Source organism: Dyadobacter endophyticus (assembly GCF_014641595.1).
Taxonomy (GTDB): Bacteria; Bacteroidota; Bacteroidia; order Cytophagales; family Spirosomataceae; genus Dyadobacter; species Dyadobacter endophyticus.
The window spans coordinates 102340-123036 of sequence record NZ_BMIA01000005.1 but is presented as its reverse complement, the minus strand read 5'-3'; the positions used below and the strand labels follow the sequence as shown (position 1 = coordinate 123036).

The window sequence follows — 20697 nt, the reverse complement described above, 5'->3', positions numbered from 1 at the left end:
ATGAAGAGATATATAAAGAAAGGAGCGTTGTCATTGGCAATGCTATGTTCGATGGCCTTGACCGTGTCTTGTGAGAAGGATTTCGGGGACATCAATGATCCCTGGGAGAATAAACAGTATACGGTCGAGCTTCCTCCGCTGTACAACAGCATCGTATCGACGATGACCGAAACCGGCAGACCGATCGCGTCATCGTTTTTGTATCAGGCAACACAGCTGGCAGCCAACTACGCTGCATCCGGTTACCGGTTGGACAACCAGGTGGGCGGAACATGGGAAAACTACTATTTTGCGCTGGTCGATTACCGCAAGGCGATAGATTTGATCGATGCAGATCCGCGATCGGCAAAAATGACGAATATCAGGGCAATGCTTCAAACATTGATTGCATTAAAAACCCTCAGAACAACGACGCTCTATGGTGATATGCCCTATAAAGACGCCGGGAAATCTATTTATGGATCGGCGTACTTCAGGCCGGTGTATGACAAGCAGGCAGATATCTTTACTGCTGCATTGGCGGATCTGAAACAGGCTGTTGACGGGTTCAGTACCAGTTCCGATCAGGTTTCATTAGGCGAGTATGAAACGTTGCTCAAAAATGACATACCTACCTGGATCAAATTTGCTAACTCGATCAGGCTTAGGTATGCGATGGTGATGAGAGGAAAGAACCCGGCCGCGGCAGACGCGATTATCGCCGAGGCGCTGACCAAGCCGTTGTTGGAAGCAGACAAATACGTAGGAATAGAAGCAGCATTAGTTCCTGGATCGCAGATTGACAGAGCGGGTAATTACCGGGGCAATTCGTACGTTCGAATGGGCTCTACCATGTGGCGTGCAATGTCAAGCACCGATGCCGAAGATGGAACGGGTATTTATGATCTAAGGACTAAAATTTTCTTTGAACCCAATAGTGCGGGTAAGTGGAAGCCCTATCCTCAAAATCCTCCTACGGGAACAGTGGCCGAAACAGGGAATGGTGGAGCAGATGATCCTTATGCTGAAATGAGATTGACAAAATGGGCGTCTGGTGGAACTTACAACTACTCGCCTTTGAATTTCTACTATGTGGCAGACAAAACATTCCCTGACTTGATCCTTGCCGGAAGCGAGATCAGCTTCTTAAAAGCGGAAATTTATAACAAAGGCATTGGTGGAGTTACTGCCAATCCTGCAACTGCTAAACAGTTTTACGAGGAAGGGATTACTGCGTCGGTTCAGTTTTGGCATAAGCTGGCAAACGGGTCCGCTGTTTGGGTAGTGAATAAACCGGCAGCGTCGCCGGATCCGGCGGCCCTGAAGGCCATGTTAACTAATCCGGCTGTTGCATACTCAGCGACACCCGCAGAGGCGCTGACCCAGATATACAAGCAAAACTGGATAGCATTGTTTCACCAGCCTTTCGACGCATGGGTTTTACAGCGCAGGACGGGTAATGCAACGCCTAATACACCGCTCGCCCCCACCAGCGAATCGCTCAATTTGAATAGGCTGGTTTATCCGTCTGGAGAAGTCACTTCCAATTTCGACAACTGGAAAGCGGTTACCGGTGGCACGGATGACAGGTCAGTTAAGCCCTGGTTTATGCCCTAATGACTAATTTAGTTAGGCTTAAATTGCTTATTATCAAAAAGTTAAATGACCATGATCGCTCGGTAAGCCACGCGGCTTATCGGGCGGCCTATTGAAAAGCCACTTACAAGGTGAAGTTGTAAGTGGCTTTTCAATGTCGGGATGAAACGCACCATCCCATTAAAGATTTCTCTTTCTCCACTTGCGTGTAAGGGCTGTTGTCTTTCGAAAAATTGCTAGAAATTATACCCAAAATGTAATCCCGGCTGCCCGAAGAAGAATCTTGACCATCTATCGTCAACCTGTTTAAACGAATCAGGCATTTTTGATTGATAGGGACGATGAGTTATTGCAATTGAAGGTTGGAAAAAAAACCTATCCTTGAAAAGTTTAATGTGATAGCCAATGGAATAAGTGTCAAAGATCTGAAAGCCATTGTCAATCTTATTGCCATTCTCATTTGCAAAAGTTTGCCAAGCAGGCATGACGTCAACTTGTGTATAAAGACCTTTCCATAAAAACCTGTAATAAGAAAGTGAAACTCCGTATTCACGAATGTAACCTGGAAACCCTTCTCCTTCCGCTTCATATGATTTTCCAAATGGAATGCCAATTGGCCAGGCATATTTCCAAGTTTTAAATTCAAGTGAAACTGCATCCTTTCCTGTAATGCGATAACCTACGTTCAGATAAACCATCTCAGGCGGATTGTTATCAGGTATAAGATTAGCTAGCATAAACAAGGTACTTCCTACAAAATACTTTTTATAAGTAGTGTCTTGTTTGGCATATTGAGCTTTAACTTGTAGGGAGCCTGCCATCATTAAAATCAAGGCGAACCATAAAATTTTCTTTTGCATATCTTTTCATTGGTAAAATGATACTGCAAAATTAGATTGGCAGGTAGCTTAAATACGTTCACTTAAGTTAAGAAATGACTCTTGACCTTTATTTTTCTCCAAAATCCTTGCCCTTAACCTGCTTAATGATTGTGGTTTTATGCCAAGATAACTTGCTAGCTGGTGTTGTGGAACACGTTGAATCAGATCTGGTCTTTTTTGTAGTAGATTCAAATAGCGTTGTTCGGGTGAAGAAGTCTTAAACTCATCAAAATTAATTTGTTGTTTAACCAGAAGTTCTTCTGCCAATATTCTGCAAAGGGTTTCAAACTTCGGAAACTTGCTAAACATTTCAGTTTCCATATCAGGGTTTGAAGTTATCAGAATTGTATCTGCCACACAAGATATGTAATATTCGGAAGGGGCTTTATTGATAACACAATGCGGTGTCAAGGCATCCATTTCTGTGTAGAAGGCGGTTGTTTTTTCTTCTCCGCCTATTATGTAATAGCTCCGAATACAACCTTGAAGAACAAAGTATCCATCATTGGACTTTTGTCCTTCTTTGAGTAAAATGGTTCCTTTTTTAAAAGAACGGAATACGTCTAAGGAAATGATAGCATTCTTTTCATCATCTGTCAGCGAAATGTATTTTGATATAAAGTCGAATAGTAAATCTTGCATCATTTTATGTTGTTACTGTCGTTTGTTACACTTGCCAAAAGTTGCTGACTATGTTACCCTCAACAAGTTACAATATTTTTAGATGAAATTGTACTAACAATGTGGCCCTTATCTGAAATAACGCATTAGCACCTTTACCATCTTTTGCTAGGTTTAGCATACCAAGACAGGCATGATACCCTGGTTCCTTTTCCAGCGACCGTCATGGTAATCGTTAGGCATTTGAAAATCCAATGTAGAGCGACCTTCCCGTGGTCATCATTGGGCCTCTCGAGGGGAAAATGCGGGTAAATGCAGATCATCACCACAAAAATGTTCGACCTAACAAAAAAAGCCACTTACAACTTTCGCTGTAAGTGGCTGAAATCAATGTCGGGATGACAAGATTCGAACTTGCGACCCCTAGCACCCCATTGGATATTTATTGTATTTTTCCAAGAAGTTTTATTAAGTATAATTATCGTAAAATGCTCTGAATGAGCATTTTGATTATTTTTAGTAACTTTGGTTAACTTACGTTAGACACGAAATGTTCGACCTATGTTCGACCTAAAGTTGTAGTGCTATGGCTATTTCGACCAAGTTTGTATTGCGGAAGAAACGTGATTCGGAGGAAACTCAGTTCCCGATAATGCTTCAAATCATTATCGATAGAAAGAACCTGCTGGTGAGTACAAGGAAGATATGTGCCGAAATTCAATGGCAGCCTAAGTTTCAATCCGTTGCAAAAACACATCCGAAGCACAAGGAAATCAACCTCCTGCTCCGCACCATTGAGTCGGAAGTAGACTTCATGATCATCTCTTATGGAAAGCAAAATAAGCGTCCCTCGTTTGATGAAATCAAGGCGTTGGTCAAAAAACTGACGGGCGGCCACACGGAACCTGAAAAGAAAAAGCTGTTTGTACTTTTTGAAGAACACATTGCCAAGCTTAGGAGCCAAAACCGGCTAGGGAGTGCAGAGTCACATAACTCGACGCTGAAAAGCCTTAAACACTTTATGAACCAAAAGGATCAGGATATCCTTTCGATCGGCTTGCCATTCATTAACCGTTATGAACAATGGCTGATCGACAAAGGCTGCACAATCGTCACGAGAAGCTTTTACCTGAGAACCTTCCGTACGCTGTGGAAAGTCGGGATTAAGGAAAACTATTATCCCGAAACACATTATCCCTTCAAAGACTTCTCTTTCTCTAAATACAATAACCCTCGCACGAAAAAGAGGGCGATCTCCAAGGAGCAGATCGAATTGATCGCAGGAGCTGAAATCGATCCGGAAAATGATTCGTTAATCAACTCGCGTAACTACTTCCTGTTTAGCTTCTATTGCCGAGGCCTGAACTTTACAGATTTGGCCGAACTGAAATGGACGAACATTGTGGATGGTGAGCTCCATTATGTAAGATCAAAAACAAAGGAGGAGTTCCGGTTTCGTTTGCACCCCTCGGCAGCTCAAATACTAGATTTTTACAAAGACCTGAAAGGTAACAGTGATGCTGGCTTTGTATTCCCAATCTTGTACAAGCGTCACGCAACGATTCAATCGGTACGGGATCGGAAGAAAAAGATCTTGACTAGGGTCAACAAACAAATTAAAGAGTTGGGCATATCCCTCGGTATTTTGAAGCCTTTAACTACCTACGTGGCCAGGCACTCGTACGCGACCACGCTTCGGCGAAATGGTATATCCAAGGAGAACATAGGGAGATCGTTGGGCCACGATAGCTTGAAGACCACTGATATTTACCTGGAAGACATTGGAGACCCCGTGCTGGATGATTTGATCAACTCAACGATTTGAACGAATGTATTTTTTCAATTTGCCAGGCTTCGATCCTGATCTCGGTATAAACCTCGACGATCAAGGACGGTTTCCGTATCTGAGATTCGTGGATCATGTTTTTCGCAGAGGAAACGTAGACTACCTATCACGCAACTTCCATTTTGAGAACATTGCCGATAAAGCAAAGCTGCCGGTTTTCCTCAGTGAGCCAAACCTCAAAGCTATTTTCGATCTAAAAGGCCGGAAGAATATCATCGTAGATCATCACAGCCCAATCTCGGAGTCTTATGCCGACGAACTGAGAGCGCAATTTAAGAGGGTACTTCGATGAATGAGTATCCACAACAGATAATCTCCATTCTGTACAATCCTGATAACGAGAGCAAAATTGCTCATTTGGAGCAATTCATTGAATTCTGCTCTTATCATTTATACTTCGAGGGATTTGCTGTTCCTTCCTGTTTATACGCGCTTGGATTTATTCAGGCGTACCTTGTACGTGCGTGCGGCGATAGAGTAAATACGCTTCGCCTGGCTAAGTACCAACATCGTTCTGTTTCACAGAAGCAAGAATTGCCAGTGGCCGAAGTGCAAACGAAAGGCCCGGAGCGGATTCCGCTTGACTATGCGGTTGACGAAATCATATCCATGTGATTGATTTTAGTTGATGCATGGAAATGTAAGGCAGTGGGCTCGATTCAGGTTTTTACCAGAGAAGAGGAAGTGTTGCAGCTGTTGGGAATGATGTTCGAAGAAAAAGGAGGCAGACTGCCTCGACCTGAACATAAGTACTTTGAAATGCCTCCGGGAAACTACGAGCGCGTTTTAAACCTACTTATGCATGCCACCTATAAGCTGAACACAGATCGGAACAATATTGGGCTTGACAGATACTGTCAATTGCTGCTCGATACTTTTTCTTGCTACTCGAAAACGAAGCTGGAAAGTCTTCGCAGCAACATCAACAAAGCACGTGGAAACATCGTGCAGAGTATAGGGAATCTGGCTGACAGCCCGCATTCTAAAAATGTTTTGAAAACATTAAGGAAAATAAACGAGTACGGTGTCGCAGATCTGACTTAGTCAACTTCATATTGTTTTTCCCCGATTTTCTAGCCTTGCTTTGCCCATCACCAAAACGCAAAAGGGATGAGCACAACAGTTCTAGTTTCAATGAACGATCAGCAGTTATCGGAGTTGATCGAGTCTTCACTGCGCCGGGTTTTGGAGGCAAAACCGGAGACAGCGACCGACACCAGTGACACTCTGCTGGACACCAAGGAGGCGGCGCGGCTGACCAAATACAAGGAAACCTCCATTTATGGGCTGGTGAAAAGAAAAAAGATTCCATTCTGCAAAATGGAAGGCAAGCTACTCTTTTCACGCAGGGAGCTCCTGGAATGGATAGCCAACGGTCAGCAAAAAATCGGAGGTAGCCATGAAAGATAATCCGGCTTACCTGCGCATAGGTACCAGTTACTTTAAGAAAGTCAACCGGCCATTATCTTCCGGCGACACGATTTCCTCATTAATCCCCTGGTCGGCTGAATGTATCCGGCTGGATCACAGCCGTGACTACTTGAAAGACCGCGTGGATTGCTTCGACGGATTTTGTTTTGTGCCGAGCCATCTGGACTACCAACAAAAGGTCGGCGGATTCTACAATCGCTACCAGCCATTCCAGCATGAGACGCGGCAGGGCGATGCCTCGGTGATCTTTCAGTTCCTGAGTCACATTTTCGGCGAGCAGATCGAGATGGGTTATGATTACTTCAAAATCCTGCTCGAACGTCCTACCCAGATCCTCCCGATCCTGTGCTTGGTAAGCGAGGAGCGTGGAACAGGTAAGACTACATTTCTGCATTTTGTCAAATCCATCTTTGGCGAAAACATGACGATCAACAGCAATGAGGATTTCCGATCCAACTTCAACATCGAATGGGCACAAAAATTGGTCATAGGCGTGGACGAAACGTTCCTGGATAGAAAGGAGGATTCAGAGCGGATCAAGAATCTGAGCACGGCTCGTTTTTACAAAGTCGAGGCAAAAGGCCATGACCGGCAGGAAGTGGAGTTTTTTGGTAAATTCATTTTGTGCAGTAACAACGAAGATCATTTCATCATCGCCGAGCCAGGGGAAATCCGCTACTGGGTTAGAAAGGTGCCGCCACTAAAATCAGAGAATCATCACTTGCTTGCCCAACTTAGGGCTCAGATCCCGTTCTTTCTGCATTTTCTAGTGAGCCGTGACTTCGTCCATCCCAGTAAAACGAGAATGTGGTTTACTGCTGATCAAATTGCCACACCGGCATTAAAAAAGCTGCTGAATCAGAATAGGAACAAGCTGGAAGTGGAAATCGCCCATATCCTGCTGACAATCGCAGACGAAAAAGAGCTGGACGAAATCCGGTTTTGCACTGGCGATGTTCAGGACTGGCTCAACAAAAAGCACATCCGTTTCAAAGACCTCTCACAGGTCAAGCGGATCCTGCAAAATGCCTGGAAATTGAGCCCGGCAAGTAATTCACTTACTTACCCGCAATACAAATTTCTAACCGACGGTTCCGTCTTCGAGCAGACCGGTAAGGGTAGGTTCTATACCCTATCCCGAGGGCGCATAAATGAGCTCAATGAATTGCCTTAATTTTTGATGCTTTGATGCGCATCATATTTAATTAATTGACTAATAAATAATTACAGCGCATCAAAATCCGCATCAAGGTGCATCAATCACTGAATAGCGATGCGGCCCCTGATGCATTTTGATGCTCTTCTGATGCGGGCATAAATAGCTAAAAACCAATCAGTTGTAAGCTCTTCGCATCAATTCATCAATTTATTCACTTTCAAGCCCCTGTAATTATGACTTGCGAGCAAGCCAAACAGATATCTATTGTAGACTTGTTGGAACAATGCCATATCCGCCCCCAACATGTCCGGGGACAAGACCATTGGTACCTTTCTCCATTCAGGAATGAGAAATCGCCTTCGTTCAAGGTCAATGCGCGGTTGAATCTCTATTATGACCATGGAAATGGTCAGGGGGGTGATGTTATTGATTTAGGACGAGCCTTGTTTCGTTGCGATACAAAGGCGTTATTGGAGAAATTGGATTCTGGTCTTTTTCTATTTCAACCGCAAGATCTAAAATCGACTGGCTTGCATATAGATAGTGGCGGTACCCCGGCCAGGACTATCGATCAATCTGGCATCCAAATTACCGATTTAAAGGGGTTAGGCAGTAATCCGGCAATTACCCGGTACCTGGAATCGCGCGGTATCGATCTGGCCGTTGCTAAATCATACTGTCAGGAGGTATACTATCGGGTCGGCGACAAGATTTATTTCGCCGCCGGTTTCGAAAACCGGTCGGGCGGCTATGAGCTGAGAAATGCCTACTTCAAGGGTTCGACATCTCCGAAGGACATATCCCATATCGAGAATGGTCATAACTCGGTCTGCGTGTTGGAAGGCTTTATGGATTTTTTGTCGCTTCTCTCGCTTCGAAAACAGGAGCAGATCCAGACCGACTTTGTAGTGCTCAATTCGATAAGTCTGGCAGAGCGAAGTGTGGACATTGTCAAAGGTTACAGCACCGTATTTCTATATCCGGATCACGATGCAGCCGGGAAAAAGCTGCTTGAAAAATTCGAGAACGCGGGGCTCAATTGCGTCGATGCCTCTGGTATCTATAAGGATTACAAGGATCTGAACCAGCTGCTGGTTGCAAGCGAGCAGCTGGAAAAGCAGCCCCAACATCAGCACCGTCCTAAGAAGTCCCGAGGGCTGGGCCTCTAAGTTTCTTTCAGGGAGCAAGTTTGTGTTTTCGCTTCGCAAAAACTCGTTCCGGCCGCACCGGAACTCAAACTTGCTTTTACTCCCGATGGTCGCAAAAGGGTATTCAACAGACTCTGTAAACGAAATGAAAGTGGTAGAAAGCATGGAGCAAAATTCACACAAATCCAAAGGCGGAAGGCCGCCCAAGAAGGTCAAACGAAACGCGCAACTAATGGTCCGACTTTCGGAAACTGAGCGGTTTTTAATCGAGTCGAAAGCCAAGGACGCAGGCCTTAGACCAAGCACCTGGTTGAGGCAAGCGGCCAGGAAAGCCAGGGTTGTTGCGCGGCTCTCCGCAGAGGAAGCCGGGTTCGTCAGAATGCTGGCTGGCCTGGCTAATAACCTAAACCAGCTGCTCAGGTTTACGAACATGCAGGGACTGCTGCACGAGACAAAAAAGGCTGCACAGCTTCTATCAGACATTGATCATTTACTCAAAAGACTAGCCAACGATGATCGGTAAGATAATGATAGGATCAAGTTTCGGAGGGGCCGTCAGGTATGTCATGCAGAAAGAGCAGGCTATCGTGCTTCATGGCGAAGGAGTCAGGACCCAGGATGTAAAGTCAGCTATCCATGACTTCAATGCTCAGCGCCAGATGAATCCCGAGCTGGGCAAGGCTGTCGGTCACCTGGTGCTGAGTTGGAGTTCGTTTGACAAGGATAAGCTCTCACAAAAAGTCATGGTAGAGAGGGCTGCCGAATATATGGCCAAAATGAAAATCCAAAACACCCAATATTTGGTCGTTGAACATCGCGATACAAATCAGCCACATATTCATATTCTCTACAACCGGGTTGATAATGCTGGTAAATCTATTTCGGACCGCTTTCAGAAGCGAATGAATCAGAAGGTTTGCAAGGAGATGACCCTGAAATATGGCTACTACATAGGCAAAGGAAAAATGCTGGTTAACCGAGCGAGGCTTAAAGGGATTGATAAAACGCGTTATGAGCTGGCAGATCGGATCAAGATGGCAAGCAGATCGGCAGTGAATTGGAAACAATTGGAAGGGGAGCTTTCATCGAGCGGAATTGCCCTCATCTACAAATACAAGTCTGGTTCCGATCAGATTGAAGGTATCAGCTTCCAGAAGGATGGAACGGTGTTGAAGGGCTCAAAAGTGGACCGAAGCATGAGTTTTCTGGCACTTGATAGAAAGCTGCGGGAAAATTTTCAGCAACAGATGTTGGTGAGGCGTCGGATGTGGGAGCGCGGGACACCACCACCGGCCCAAGAAAAAATGCTAACTCACCGATATGGTTTGCCGAACTATCCGAAGGAAAACTTACTGAAAGACTTGATGGATCCGGTAAATCAGCATGACACAATCAACCCCAACCTTAAAACAAAACAAAAACGCAAAAAATCGAGAGGACTACATTTATGAAAGATATTGAAGATAAATTCGATGGCTTCGAGCAGGTACTGGCTATCCTTGTAAAAAAGATCTCAGTGCTGGAAAGCCTGTTGATTGATGCGAAAGTGCCGGTCGATGATTTAGCGCGCCAAATGCTGGCAGAGATTCAGGCCAGCGTGGCAAAAATACCGTCAGGTAACTTGATGCTTTCTGAGCTAGTTGGTATTCGAAAGAGCCTTGACGCATTATCATCTGCTCTGGAAAATCCCAAGCCAGCCACATTCGATTTCAAGGCTAAAAGCTATTTCGTTTCATTAGCGGTACTGCTTTGTACTACCGTTTCTTCGCTTACGATAGCAATATGTTCCAATAAGGAAATTGAACAGGTTCGTCGAACAGCGGCAAGGTATGAAGTGGCTCAACAGTTATTTCCTCGTCTAACGAGCATGATTGATAAAGCCTTCGACCAAGCAGCTGAACCCTCGGTAGAATCACTTCGGCATGCGTGGGAATCGCCGGATCCCGAATTAAAGAAGGCGAGTAATAGTAGGCACAAAAAGCGTTAAGTGTGTATTGAGCTGTCTCTGTTTCGCCGGAATTTCCAACGCCGGAGCGATTATGCGATCATTGGAGAGCCCGTCGAGGGTTGTAAGATTTCCGGCTAACCAGACAATTGATGTCGATGGTTCACCGAAGATTTTACGACATACCTCGTAAAAATCTATTTATGCATCTGAGTGAAAACTGTTCAGACAGCTCGATTTTATGCGGCCATAATAAAATCTTCTATGTAAGAAACTATTCTTAACGTATGCTCATTTTAATTATTAATAAAAATTCAATTTAAATCTCATACTAATTATTGGAATTTTGTAAAAAACAAATTATCCTTGCCAGATGTTAACTTAAATAAATTATTCCTATGCAAAACTCTTTTAAAACAAAATTTGAAAAGCTGGATAGTGGATTGTTTGAGCCGCTTGAAGAGACGCAACTTTCTAAAATTATTGGAGCAGACGGACCGACTAGCAGTAGTATGCCAACCTACAATCCAAGTACAGGAACAACTCAAACTGATACGACGACTGCGGAAGATACTCCTCCTCCAAGAGAAGTATAGTTTCAATAATCGGTAAGAGACTAACAATAACATGGCGATACATTGAAAGACTTAGGTCTTTCAATGTATCCATTATTTCAAATGATACTTCTTTTAAGCGAAAGGAATTGTGAAGAAAGTACTAATTTGGTTATTGACTGGATATCCTTTTTCGGTGCGGACTTTCAAAGAATAAATGGAGAGGATTTGGTTAGCAATGGGCTGGTAGTCAATATATCTGGTAATGGAAAAGCAATATTCGGAACTTCAAATGAATCGGGTTTTAAAACTTCAAATATCAAATCTGTATGGTTCAGAAGATGGCGGATACCTCCCATGCTTCGCCATGCTGTTTTATTGAATTCCATAGAATACGATGCTTATAGATACCTGGTTTCAGAGTTCAATGCACTTAGTGCTTCCTTCTTTGCAGGTATAAGTAAACGCAATTGGCTAAATAAACCTTCTGACCTGACACACAACAAGATCTTTGTGCTTACCCAGGCATCACTCGTAGGGCTGAAAATACCTGAAACGCTCATTTGTCAGACCAAAGTCGAACTTCGGGCGTTTCATCGAAAGCATTCGGGGATTATTTCTAAATCAATTGGTGATACCACATTTTTTAGATCTGAAAACAGAACATTCTCAAATTATACCGTTGAAATTACCGACAAGGACATCGATAGCCTGGAAGAACACTTTTACCCATCCTTGTTTCAATCAAAAATCGACAAGCAATATGAACTACGCATTTTTTACTTGGATGGAGATTTTCATGCTATGGCGATCTTCTCACAAGGTGATAGACAAACTGAGATCGATTTTCGGCAATACAACACACGAAGGCCTAACAGATGTGTCCCCTACAATCTGCCGGCTCAAATTAAGAACTTGTTGACAGCGCTAATGAAAAGGTTAGATATGAACTGCGGCTCCATAGACCTGGTCAGAGATAAAAAGGGAAACTACAATTTTCTTGAGGTAAATCCGGTTGGGCAATTCTCTATGGTATCATATCCTTGTAATTATCATCTTGAAAGGAAAGTTGCACAATACCTGATTAAACAAGCTCATGAACGAAAATAAAGATCAACCGTCAACAGATTTCATGGCGATGTTGTCAGTCAGCCTTTTATCAGAATTCCCCGTTCAATTCGGCAAGATAACTGAACATAAGCAAGAAGGAGCACATGTAGCCAGAATTGCTGAGAGTACCTTCCACAATGCGGGCCAGTATAGATGCCATGACTTCTATAAACCGATTTCCACCATCATTCCTTAATCGCTTATGGTATTTCTCTTGTATGCTTGTTGTGTGCCGGTTGACGGAGCAAGACGAAGTGTGATTTGTGATTTACAGAGAAATAGACCATACCTGATTCCGAAGGCGCTTTTTGAAATCCTGACTGTCCATGCCGACAAATCATTACCTGATATCAAGGCTTACTATGAACATGAAGTTGATGAAACAATAGATGAGTACTTTCATTTTTTAATTGAGAATGACTTAGGTTTTTGGACAGATGAACCTTACCTGTACCCGCCAATCGCTTATGATTGGGAAAGTCCCTCTCAAATAACCAATGCGATAGTGGATATGAATGAACACTCAATCCACGATTTTGATTGGATCGCTATGGAGCTCGACAAGGTTGGATGTGCTGCTATTCAGTTGAGATCATATAGCTCTTTATCGTTGGATGAGCTATATTCGATTCTTCGGTCATTTCAGAATTGCAGGCTCAGGACTATTGAAATACTTCTCAAATTTTCCGAAGGACTGGAACTCGCGGCGTTGGAAGAGATTGTACATACGCACCAGCGTGTTAGCTCGATTTACATTCATTCATCACCTTATGCTGAGGCGCACATGGCTAGTCGCACGAAAATTCCGATTGTTTGGATTAATACCGCGATAAGTGACCACTCGTTTTGCGGTAATGTGAATCCCGGGCGATTTGCTTCCAATATACAAATGTTCACTGAGAGCATGCACTATAATAATTGCCTTAACCGCAAGATTAGTATCGATGCAGATGGGCACATTAAAAACTGTCCTGCATTCGGAAAAAGTTTTGGAAAGGCCGGCAGCACCTCGCTGACAGAAGTTATTTGCGAGAGCGATTTTAGAAAATGGTGGTCGATCAGCAAGGATTCCATAGACACATGCAGGGACTGTGAATTCAGGTATATATGTACTGATTGCAGAGCTATCACTAGCAATGACAGTGACATGTTTTCGAAACCAGCTAAATGCAAATACAATCCTTATCAGGCAACCTGGATCGCAAATTCGTATTCATATGAGCAATAAGACAGAAATTTTGCACACCGCCGGAACTGTCCGTTGTATAGACCGGCTGTTTAACATTCTTCAAATAAAGATTCCGCAGGCCGCGGTAAAAAGTGCATTTGCTCAATACGACAATTATCCGAATATTTCGCTGTCTGAAATTATCGATGCTTTTCGTTCCTGGAATATCTATTCCATGGCGATAAAAGTAAAGGGGGATAGTCTTGCCTCTCTTGATCCTCCCATATTGATTTATTTAGAGGAAGATGTTGAAAACACCAGTTTTGCCGTTTTAACGGATTTTTCGGAGGAAATTGTATGCTATTATCACCCAAACAAAGGTATTGTCACTGAGAGCAGAGATGATTTATTCAAAAGATGGAAAGGTGTTGCACTTTTGATAGATGGTAGCAATTCAGTCGTCGATCCTTTGTTTGATACCGGTACTGCCTTGGTGGCGTCGGAGGTTGAATGCTATCTTAAATCTAAATTTAGAGTGATCGATGGGTTTTTGGATCCTACGGATTGTGACGCAATTATTTCTCACGCGGAAGAGAGGATGGGGAGAAGTGAAATAGTTGTAAACGGTGCTAACGTCCTATCAAATCATCGCACCAGCTATTCGGCTTCACTTGTAGACTTGCCGGAAGAGTTGAACTCGAAAATTAGGTCGAGGGTAAAAGGATTGTTGGGCGATCTTTGTTATGGGAGTATTGAGAACCTGCAATGCGTGTCGTATTCGAACGGTCAACAGTTTAAGACACATTTTGACGTTGATAAGGATCTTAGGCGCCTCTATACAATACTGGTATATCTTAACGATGACTTTATGGGCGGACATACATTTTTCCCGGAATTGGACGTTTCGGTCACCCCTAAACTGGGAAGGGCTGTTTTATTTCATAATTTCGACTCTAATGGCGATATCGACCGATTTTCTTTACATGCCGGACTTCCCATAACCAATGGCATTAAATACGCTTGTAACATATGGATTCGCGAATAGTTAATGCAGGAGCGAACGAATCATGATCTTAATTAAAATGTGTAAGAAAGTTAGTGTTAGAATTCAAAATGCCGGGAGATCTATTTTAGGTAATTTCGTTTTGCTGCTATTTTTATTTGCTGCTTTGGATGTAAAATCACAGACTCCCGGTGAGGTAAAAGGTTACTTTTTTACCGATGAGATTCTGGCCAGTGCCAGAAAAGACAGCTCCCGCGCTCAGTTGAATCTGGCTGCACTTCAATTTTCCTTTATCGGTGACTACCAGAATGCCTTGTTTTATATGGACAAAATCAGCCAGCCATTTAACAAGCTTAGCCCGTCGGATAGCGCTTCGTTTAAAACTTTGTCGGAAATCGACGCCCGCCAGCACATTAGCAGGATCGCGAAGGACAACAGAGCAATCATTGTCAATGAGGCGCATCACAACGCTCAACATCGCGTCTTTACCCAATCGCTTTTGCAACCTCTATATGAGCGAGGTTACAGGTATCTGTGTGTGGAAACGCTCAATGTCAAAGATGCGAATTTGAACCATCGAAAGTATCCGGTTTTAAACAGCGGATGGTATTCGATCGAGCCACAGTATGGAGAGCTGATAAGAAGCGCTTTAAGAATTGGATATCGGCTGGTTGCTTATGAGGACACGACGGATGCCGATGGCCTTCGCAGGGAGATCCACCAGGCGGAAAATATTGGTGAGGTGTTTAAAGCTGATCCGGATGCGAGGATTTTGGTTCATGCGGGCTATGACCATATCCGGGAGGACTCGGCCGTGGGCGATTGGGGAAAAGCCATGGCGGGACGTCTTAGAGAAATAACGGGAATTGATCCGTTTACCATAGATCAGGAGATTATGATGGAGCATTTTCATTCCACCAAAGAAAATCCTTATCGCGAGCTCGTAAATGCATCCAAGCCGGCATTCTACGCCTATGACGATAGCACTTTGTTTTATGGGCCACTCAACAGGCCAAAAAGGGTTGATGCAAGGTTATTCCACCCTAAAACTACCTACAAGTATGGCCGACCTGAATGGCTGACAATGGACGGTAGTAAAAAGTACTATATGCTTGATCCCATAAAAAGTCATTTGCCAACGCCCTGCCTGGTTTTTGCATACAACTTCTCGGAGGACAAAAATGAAGCAGTTCCGGCAGACGTAATAGAAGTGAGAACAACGGAAGAAAAAGCACTCATTCTTTATCCTGGAAAGTATAGTTTGCTCGTAAAAGACCGCCAGGGAAAAATAATTTTGTCTAAGGTGATCTCAGTTGCGGAGCATTAGTATGCTGCTTTTGGGTCTTTATCAACTGAAATTTCACGCTGTTTCCGAAAAATATGACGCCCAAAGCAGGCATTGCAACTACCATCAAAGGATGTCCTGCAAGCATTCTGGATGAATTTATCAGGTATCATCAATCAATTGGATTTGCGTATTTTATTTTCTTTCTGGATGACCCATCCGAGGAGGCCCCATTAGTTTGGCCGGCAGCTAATGTACAGTTTGTTAAAACTGACCGGGATCTTTACAATCAATGGCAGTCGGTCAATCGTCCCGGGTTGCTCAAATATATTGAGACTGACATTATAGCAAGGCAAATACTAAATCTGGAAGTTGCATTTCGGATCTTCAGGGATTTGGATGTGAAATGGGCGGTGCATATAGATGTGGATGAAATTTTCTACTCCATTCGGTGGGATAATGTTATTGATCATTTTATAGAGCTCGATTATAACAATATTTATTCCGTGAATTACCCTAATTTTGAGGCGATACCGGAGAAAATCAATATTGAAAGCTACTATCGGGACGTGACATTATTTAAAAGGAATTCTTCTCTGCTTACCGATTATCAGATTGATGCATTAAAGGTATACAGGACTGAAAACCCAGGAAGACAATATTTCAATTTTTATGGAAATGGGAAGCCGGCTGGCAATATCCTTGGCAATATATTTCCAGTGGGTCCGCATCATTTTTCAAATTCGATGAGAATTAAAAGTGATTCCAACGTAGTTATCCTGCATTATCCCGTTTGCGGGCTGCAATATTTTATAGACAAGTACAAAATTTTGGGCTCCTTCCCCGACACTTGGCTTGGGCAACATGAAATTGCTGCGTCACTACCTTTTCATGTCCTTTCCAGAGATACAATCGGGGCGACAAACATGGATGAAGTGATCGGTTTGTATAAAAATAATGTCATGCTTGACCCGGAACAGATTGCTTATCTGCTGGATAAGGGGATTCTCGTGAGATTACGGGACGTTGCTGATCGCCTCAAAACGTTGGTTTGATCGTTGGCCGGGGTATCGTTCCGACAGCAAAATCATTGACGCCCCGACTTAAAAATGGATACCAATCGTTCTGCAAGCACCCTGTCGGCCGTGATAATATCCGCTCTTCCCTTCATTCCCGCCCTGAACCGTATTTTCTGTCCGTACTCAGTTTTCAACGACGGAGGCAATATGACTTGTCCCCAATACAAGCTGTCTTGCCCCAATGTTTTGGATATATTGCCCAGTACTCCTTCCAGCATGCCATATTCCCGATAGGGGTATCCATCCAGCTTGATGTACACTTTGAGTCCCTTTCTTAACTTTCCCATATTTTTCTGAGGGATGCGGACTATCCCCTCGTAGTTGCCCGACGCCGGCTCCACAGTCATCAATTCATACCCCCGCGGGAAAAATTGATGCTCTTGCCAGGGGCCGGAGAGAGAAATCCGGCCAGATGTAGGCGCAACGAGTAAATACTTTTGCTTCCATGCTTCGACTCTGCTTTTGAATGTCTGAAGAGTTTGTAAGAAAAGGAGTTTGTGTTCGTAAATCGAATGATCGAGTTCCAATATTTCCTTTTGCTTAGCCGCCTGAAGTGTTTTTGTTTCAATGTATACGGAGCCGAGACTCATGACCGGGATTTCCCGGTTGATCAACTTTGATTCCTCCCTGCGGTATTCCAAAGGCGAGATGACTTTGTCGTTGTACAATTTCCGATGAATAGCGAATTCGCCCTCTGCGATTGTGAGATCTTTTTGTTGAAGTTCTATCCGTTTGGATATGTTAGATTCGAGGCTTTTCAAATGATCAATCTCTTCCATTAGCAATTTGCGTTTTTGCAGGTAGAACCCCTCGGAAAGGACAGTCTTTAATTTTACCAAATTTGTGTTAAGTAGTTCGTAGTCAGCTTGTAATTCTCCCAGTTCATGTGCGCTGTTTCCGTCGAAAAGTGAAATGAACTTCCAGTCATTCTGATGTATGGAGGCGACCAACCTATCAACTTGACCGGCAAGATTCAAAACTTCATTGTAATCGGCAATGCTTTCCGTAACCCCCACTAATTGGTTTTTTCGCACGAATTGATCTTCCTTAACCAGAAGTCTTGTAAGCCGGCCATCGGAGTGCATGAGCACTGGCCTTGGCGCATCCTTCGATGTCAACAATACCGAAGCGGCCACTACATCCGGATAGCGAACCAGAAATGAGGCAGTGATCAGGAGAATAAATACGAGGGTGCAAATTGATATCCCCCAGCTGACAAGCCAGGAGGGGGGGCGGTTGACAACATGCTGAACTGCCTCGCTGTGAATTTCGCTTAAAACCTTATTGCTTTTCATAGATCGATTGTTGTCGTTAATTGCTTGTTGACCAAATCGAAATATTTTCCCCTCCTGTTAATTAAATCGTCATGATCGCCAGTTTCAACAATCCGTCCGTTCTCCATCACCACGATTTGATCGGCGGTTCTGATAGTGCTTAGCCTGTGCGCGACTACTATGACGGTTCTGCCCTGAAAGAATGAGTTTAAATTTCTAACAATAGCCGATTCATTTTTGGCGTCGAGGGCATTAGTAGCCTCGTCGAAAAGCAGAAGCTTCGGATCTTTGTAAACTGCCCTTGCGATCAGGATTCGTTGCTTTTGGCCTTGGCTGATCCCATTTCCCTCAACGCCGATCCGTGTATTGAATCCAAGAGGAAGTGAAGATATGAAGTCGTGGATATTGGCGAGACGGGTCGCTTCCTTTAATCGTCTAAAATCGATTTCTTCCTCGCCGGCCGCGATATTTTTGGCTATTGTGTCGGAGAAAATAAACCCATCCTGCATAACTGCCCCACAACCTTGTCTCCATTCCCGGAATGAAATCGTTGCGATATCGATCGATTCATCGAAATTTCCGTCGGTTTCATCATTTGTCCTGATAAAAATTCTCCCCGCGTCTGGTTCATAAAACCGCAACAGTAGTTTCAACAGGGTGGTTTTTCCACTACCGCTGGCCCCGACGATAGCCGTTGTTTTGTTGTATGGAATTGTCAGATCTATATCTTTCAAAATGGCGGCATTCCCGGCTCCTGGGTATGAAAACGACAGATTTCTTATCGATATATCACCTTGGTTCCAGTCCGCAACCCTCGCGTCCAAAGGAAGTTCCTCATCATCAAGCTCATGCACCTCGTTTAGCCGCTCAATGCTTATTTTAGCATCCTGCCACGATTGCAGGAAATTGATCATCTGTTCAAGGGGGGAGTTGAATTGTGCCAGTACATATTGGATTGATAGCATTCCTCCAAATGAGAGGTTCCCGTCGATCACGGCCTTCGCTGCCAGAAATGTGACAAAAATGTTCTTACCCTGATTGATCAGGAGCGCGCCGGCCTGCTGGATCTGAGTGATCGAGAGATTGCGGACGTTCCATTTGAAAAGCCGGAGTTGTGTATGCTCCCATTCCCATCTCCGTTGCAACTCCGATCCGGACAACTTGATCTCCTGCATTCCCTGTATTATTTGCACAATCTGCGACTGATTTCGTGCGGAAATGTCAAATCGAGTCGAATCCAGAACGCGCCTTTGATTCATGAAAAGCAGTACCCAAAGAACATAGAGTAAGGATAGGCCTACGGTTGACAAAAAGACCTTCAGATCGAGGTAGCTAAGCAGAATCCCAAACACGAGGATGTTGAAAAGTGAAAAGAACATACTCAGCGTTTGACCGGTTAAAAATGATTCGATTCTGTTATGGTCGCCGATTCGTTGCATTATGTCGCCGAAATGCTTTGTATCAAAAAAGCCGACGGGCAACCTCATGAGCTTTGCTAAAAACTGTGAAATTATCGTAAGGTTTAGCCTGGTACTTATATGCAGTAGAATCCAGCTTCTCAGAAAATCAATAGTTGCAATGCTTATGACGAGTGCTATTTGTCCGATAAGGATCAAATTTATAAATGAAAAATCATGTGCTTCTATACCGATGTCTATTAAGGACATCATTAGAAATGGGAGTAAAAATTGAAGCAGACTTCCCACGACCATTCCCAGTGCTAACTGCGATATCAGTTTTTTGAATTTCCATACGTGCGAGAGCAATTGAAAAGTACCAATGTTTGTTGCGGTGCTTTTTGTACTCTCTTCGTCAAGACTGTCAAAAAGAGCGGTGGGCTCCAACAGGAGTACGTGCCCTTCTGCTCCACGCTCACTCTCACCCGATAGCCAGTGTTCCTTAAAGTCGTTTACTGAAAATGTTATTATTCCCCTGGCCGGATCTGCAATACGGAAATACAGCTCATCCGCCCTATTAGTAAAGCCGGCTTCGCTGTTGGCATTGTTATGAGACGTCGGGTTGTTTTTGCCTCCTAACCATTTTTTTAAATTAGCAAGATTTCCGGATGGCTTATCAATATGATAGAGTACCACAAAATGTTTCTGATCCCAATGAAGAATGCAGGGTAATGGGGCATCTTCAACGAGTTGTTTGATTGTCGATCGGGCACCAATGGATTTGAAACCTAATTCTTCGGCGGCTCTGGCAATACCCAGCATTGATACGCCTTCTCGTGTTGTCTTTGCTTTTCGTCTGACCGTATGGGCTGTAAAATGCTTTCCATAATATTGAGCTACCATTCTCAAACAGGTCGGGCCACAATCCATTCTGTCCAATTGACGAAAATATGGGAATTTGTTCATTTATAACTACTTGCAATAACATTTATGAGAGAGTTGATTTTATCAAATAGCGAAATATGATGATTCTTCTATTCTTCAACAATTAAAGTAAAAATATTTCAAACCCCAATGGAACATGCTCAGAACATGTTTGAAGGATACCTCCGAGATATGAAAAGCCATAGTGAAGTGCAGTAATGTTTTTTTTCTCAGAGCCCACCAGCGTGTGGATGGATTAACGTATCTGTGTAAAGGGGGCATTTGGGCCACCATACT

The 20697-nt window shown here is 43.7% G+C and carries 22 protein-coding genes and 1 pseudogene; 19 read left to right on the top strand and 4 right to left on the bottom strand.

What is annotated here, in order from left to right; all coding sequences use genetic code 11:
- Complete coding sequence (locus tag IEY24_RS27430) at positions 1-1596, top strand: SusD/RagB family nutrient-binding outer membrane lipoprotein (protein ID WP_188938504.1); 1596 nt, start codon at positions 1-3, stop codon at positions 1594-1596.
- 215 nt (positions 1597-1811) lie between these two features.
- Here the strand turns inward: IEY24_RS27430 and IEY24_RS27425 are convergent, their stop codons facing one another.
- Both IEY24_RS27425 and IEY24_RS27420 read right to left on the bottom strand, forming a co-directional pair.
- A complete protein-coding gene (locus IEY24_RS27425) occupies positions 1812-2435 on the bottom strand; it encodes a hypothetical protein (protein ID WP_188938503.1) in 624 nt (207 codons plus the stop codon).
- Positions 2436-2483: 48 nt separating this feature from the next.
- A complete protein-coding gene (locus tag IEY24_RS27420) occupies positions 2484-3098 on the bottom strand; it encodes a Crp/Fnr family transcriptional regulator (RefSeq protein WP_188938815.1) in 615 nt (204 codons plus the stop codon).
- A gap of 565 nt (positions 3099-3663) precedes the next feature.
- On the opposite strand from IEY24_RS27420, the gene IEY24_RS27415 reads away from it, so the two are divergent.
- From IEY24_RS27415 to IEY24_RS27335, 18 genes and pseudogenes are all read left to right on the top strand, one after another.
- Positions 3664-4902 carry a site-specific integrase gene (locus IEY24_RS27415; protein WP_188938502.1) on the top strand — a complete coding sequence of 413 codons (1239 nt, stop codon included), beginning with the start codon at positions 3664-3666 and terminating at the stop codon, positions 4900-4902.
- A gap of 4 nt (positions 4903-4906) precedes the next feature.
- Complete coding sequence (locus tag IEY24_RS27410) at positions 4907-5215, top strand: hypothetical protein (RefSeq protein ID WP_188938501.1); 309 nt, start codon at positions 4907-4909, stop codon at positions 5213-5215.
- Complete coding sequence (locus tag IEY24_RS27405) at positions 5212-5538, top strand: hypothetical protein (protein ID WP_188938500.1); 327 nt, start codon at positions 5212-5214, stop codon at positions 5536-5538. The genes IEY24_RS27410 and IEY24_RS27405 overlap by 4 nt, the downstream gene beginning before the upstream one ends.
- Positions 5539-5721: 183 nt before the next feature.
- Positions 5722-5967 (top strand): hypothetical protein, encoded by a 246-nt coding sequence (locus tag IEY24_RS27400; protein WP_188938499.1) that lies wholly within the window; start codon positions 5722-5724, stop codon positions 5965-5967.
- A gap of 66 nt (positions 5968-6033) precedes the next feature.
- Entirely contained in the window at positions 6034-6333 is a 300-nt protein-coding gene (locus tag IEY24_RS27395; protein WP_188938498.1) for a helix-turn-helix domain-containing protein, read from the top strand.
- Positions 6323-7528: a primase-helicase family protein gene (locus IEY24_RS27390; RefSeq protein WP_188938497.1), complete on the top strand. Its 1206-nt coding sequence runs from the start codon at positions 6323-6325 to the stop codon at positions 7526-7528. Before IEY24_RS27395 ends, IEY24_RS27390 begins: the two co-directional genes overlap by 11 nt.
- Positions 7529-7746: 218 nt before the next feature.
- Positions 7747-7941 (top strand): annotated as a pseudogene (locus IEY24_RS33155) (CHC2 zinc finger domain-containing protein); the annotation flags it as partial.
- Positions 7942-8043: 102 nt separating this feature from the next.
- Entirely contained in the window at positions 8044-8682 is a 639-nt protein-coding gene (locus tag IEY24_RS27385; RefSeq protein WP_229223283.1) for a DUF8464 domain-containing protein, read from the top strand.
- Positions 8683-8752: 70 nt separating this feature from the next.
- On the top strand, positions 8753-9184 hold the full coding sequence (locus IEY24_RS27380) for a plasmid mobilization protein (protein ID WP_188938495.1): 432 nt from the start codon (positions 8753-8755) through the stop codon (positions 9182-9184).
- Complete coding sequence (locus IEY24_RS27375) at positions 9174-10112, top strand: relaxase/mobilization nuclease domain-containing protein (RefSeq protein WP_229223281.1); 939 nt, start codon at positions 9174-9176, stop codon at positions 10110-10112. Before IEY24_RS27380 ends, IEY24_RS27375 begins: the two co-directional genes overlap by 11 nt.
- Positions 10109-10648 (top strand): hypothetical protein, encoded by a 540-nt coding sequence (locus IEY24_RS27370; protein ID WP_188938494.1) that lies wholly within the window; start codon positions 10109-10111, stop codon positions 10646-10648. The genes IEY24_RS27375 and IEY24_RS27370 overlap by 4 nt, the downstream gene beginning before the upstream one ends.
- A gap of 356 nt (positions 10649-11004) precedes the next feature.
- Entirely contained in the window at positions 11005-11202 is a 198-nt protein-coding gene (locus IEY24_RS27365) for a hypothetical protein (protein WP_188938493.1), read from the top strand.
- A 42-nt stretch (positions 11203-11244) separates the two neighbouring features.
- Positions 11245-12270, top strand: coding sequence for a grasp-with-spasm system ATP-grasp peptide maturase (gene gwsG / locus IEY24_RS27360; RefSeq protein WP_188938492.1), 1026 nt, complete (start codon positions 11245-11247; stop codon positions 12268-12270).
- Entirely contained in the window at positions 12257-12466 is a 210-nt protein-coding gene (locus tag IEY24_RS27355) for a hypothetical protein (protein ID WP_188938491.1), read from the top strand. Before gwsG ends, IEY24_RS27355 begins: the two co-directional genes overlap by 14 nt.
- Before the next feature lie 6 nt (positions 12467-12472).
- Positions 12473-13498 (top strand): grasp-with-spasm system SPASM domain peptide maturase, encoded by a 1026-nt coding sequence (gene gwsS, locus IEY24_RS27350; RefSeq protein WP_188938490.1) that lies wholly within the window; start codon positions 12473-12475, stop codon positions 13496-13498.
- A complete protein-coding gene (locus IEY24_RS27345) occupies positions 13488-14483 on the top strand; it encodes a 2OG-Fe(II) oxygenase (protein WP_188938489.1) in 996 nt (331 codons plus the stop codon). Before gwsS ends, IEY24_RS27345 begins: the two co-directional genes overlap by 11 nt.
- 22 nt (positions 14484-14505) lie before the next feature.
- Positions 14506-15768 (top strand): hypothetical protein, encoded by a 1263-nt coding sequence (locus tag IEY24_RS27340; RefSeq protein WP_188938488.1) that lies wholly within the window; start codon positions 14506-14508, stop codon positions 15766-15768.
- Positions 15769-15821: 53 nt separating this feature from the next.
- On the top strand, positions 15822-16781 hold the full coding sequence (locus tag IEY24_RS27335; protein ID WP_188938487.1) for a hypothetical protein: 960 nt from the start codon (positions 15822-15824) through the stop codon (positions 16779-16781).
- Between the two features lie 32 nt (positions 16782-16813).
- On the opposite strand, the gene IEY24_RS27330 is transcribed toward IEY24_RS27335, so the two are convergent.
- Both IEY24_RS27330 and IEY24_RS27325 read right to left on the bottom strand, forming a co-directional pair.
- Positions 16814-18100, bottom strand: coding sequence for a beta-barrel domain-containing protein (locus IEY24_RS27330; RefSeq protein WP_188938486.1), 1287 nt, complete (start codon positions 18098-18100; stop codon positions 16814-16816).
- Positions 18097-20442, bottom strand: coding sequence for a peptidase domain-containing ABC transporter (locus tag IEY24_RS27325; RefSeq protein WP_188938485.1), 2346 nt, complete (start codon positions 20440-20442; stop codon positions 18097-18099). The genes IEY24_RS27330 and IEY24_RS27325 overlap by 4 nt, the downstream gene beginning before the upstream one ends.
- Positions 20443-20697: the final 255 nt, after the last annotated feature.

What these genes read in the sequence shown, in the direction of transcription:
- IEY24_RS27430 (WP_188938504.1), top strand. Translation starts at nt 1, where the DNA reads ATGAAGAGATATATAAAGAAAGGAGCGTTGTCATTGGCAATGCTATGT.
- IEY24_RS27425 (WP_188938503.1), bottom strand. Translation starts at nt 2,435, where the DNA reads ATGCAAAAGAAAATTTTATGGTTCGCCTTGATTTTAATGATGGCAGGC.
- IEY24_RS27420 (WP_188938815.1), bottom strand. Translation starts at nt 3,098, where the DNA reads ATGCAAGATTTACTATTCGACTTTATATCAAAATACATTTCGCTGACA.
- IEY24_RS27415 (WP_188938502.1), top strand. Translation starts at nt 3,664, where the DNA reads ATGGCTATTTCGACCAAGTTTGTATTGCGGAAGAAACGTGATTCGGAG.
- IEY24_RS27410 (WP_188938501.1), top strand. Translation starts at nt 4,907, where the DNA reads ATGTATTTTTTCAATTTGCCAGGCTTCGATCCTGATCTCGGTATAAAC.
- IEY24_RS27405 (WP_188938500.1), top strand. Translation starts at nt 5,212, where the DNA reads ATGAATGAGTATCCACAACAGATAATCTCCATTCTGTACAATCCTGAT.
- IEY24_RS27400 (WP_188938499.1), top strand. Translation starts at nt 5,722, where the DNA reads ATGCATGCCACCTATAAGCTGAACACAGATCGGAACAATATTGGGCTT.
- IEY24_RS27395 (WP_188938498.1), top strand. Translation starts at nt 6,034, where the DNA reads ATGAGCACAACAGTTCTAGTTTCAATGAACGATCAGCAGTTATCGGAG.
- IEY24_RS27390 (WP_188938497.1), top strand. Translation starts at nt 6,323, where the DNA reads ATGAAAGATAATCCGGCTTACCTGCGCATAGGTACCAGTTACTTTAAG.
- IEY24_RS27375 (WP_229223281.1), top strand. Translation starts at nt 9,174, where the DNA reads ATGATCGGTAAGATAATGATAGGATCAAGTTTCGGAGGGGCCGTCAGG.
- IEY24_RS27370 (WP_188938494.1), top strand. Translation starts at nt 10,109, where the DNA reads ATGAAAGATATTGAAGATAAATTCGATGGCTTCGAGCAGGTACTGGCT.
- IEY24_RS27365 (WP_188938493.1), top strand. Translation starts at nt 11,005, where the DNA reads ATGCAAAACTCTTTTAAAACAAAATTTGAAAAGCTGGATAGTGGATTG.
- IEY24_RS27355 (WP_188938491.1), top strand. Translation starts at nt 12,257, where the DNA reads ATGAACGAAAATAAAGATCAACCGTCAACAGATTTCATGGCGATGTTG.
- gwsS (WP_188938490.1), top strand. Translation starts at nt 12,473, where the DNA reads ATGGTATTTCTCTTGTATGCTTGTTGTGTGCCGGTTGACGGAGCAAGA.
- IEY24_RS27345 (WP_188938489.1), top strand. Translation starts at nt 13,488, where the DNA reads ATGAGCAATAAGACAGAAATTTTGCACACCGCCGGAACTGTCCGTTGT.
- IEY24_RS27340 (WP_188938488.1), top strand. Translation starts at nt 14,506, where the DNA reads ATGATCTTAATTAAAATGTGTAAGAAAGTTAGTGTTAGAATTCAAAAT.
- IEY24_RS27335 (WP_188938487.1), top strand. Translation starts at nt 15,822, where the DNA reads ATGACGCCCAAAGCAGGCATTGCAACTACCATCAAAGGATGTCCTGCA.
- IEY24_RS27330 (WP_188938486.1), bottom strand. Translation starts at nt 18,100, where the DNA reads ATGAAAAGCAATAAGGTTTTAAGCGAAATTCACAGCGAGGCAGTTCAG.
- IEY24_RS27325 (WP_188938485.1), bottom strand. Translation starts at nt 20,442, where the DNA reads ATGAACAAATTCCCATATTTTCGTCAATTGGACAGAATGGATTGTGGC.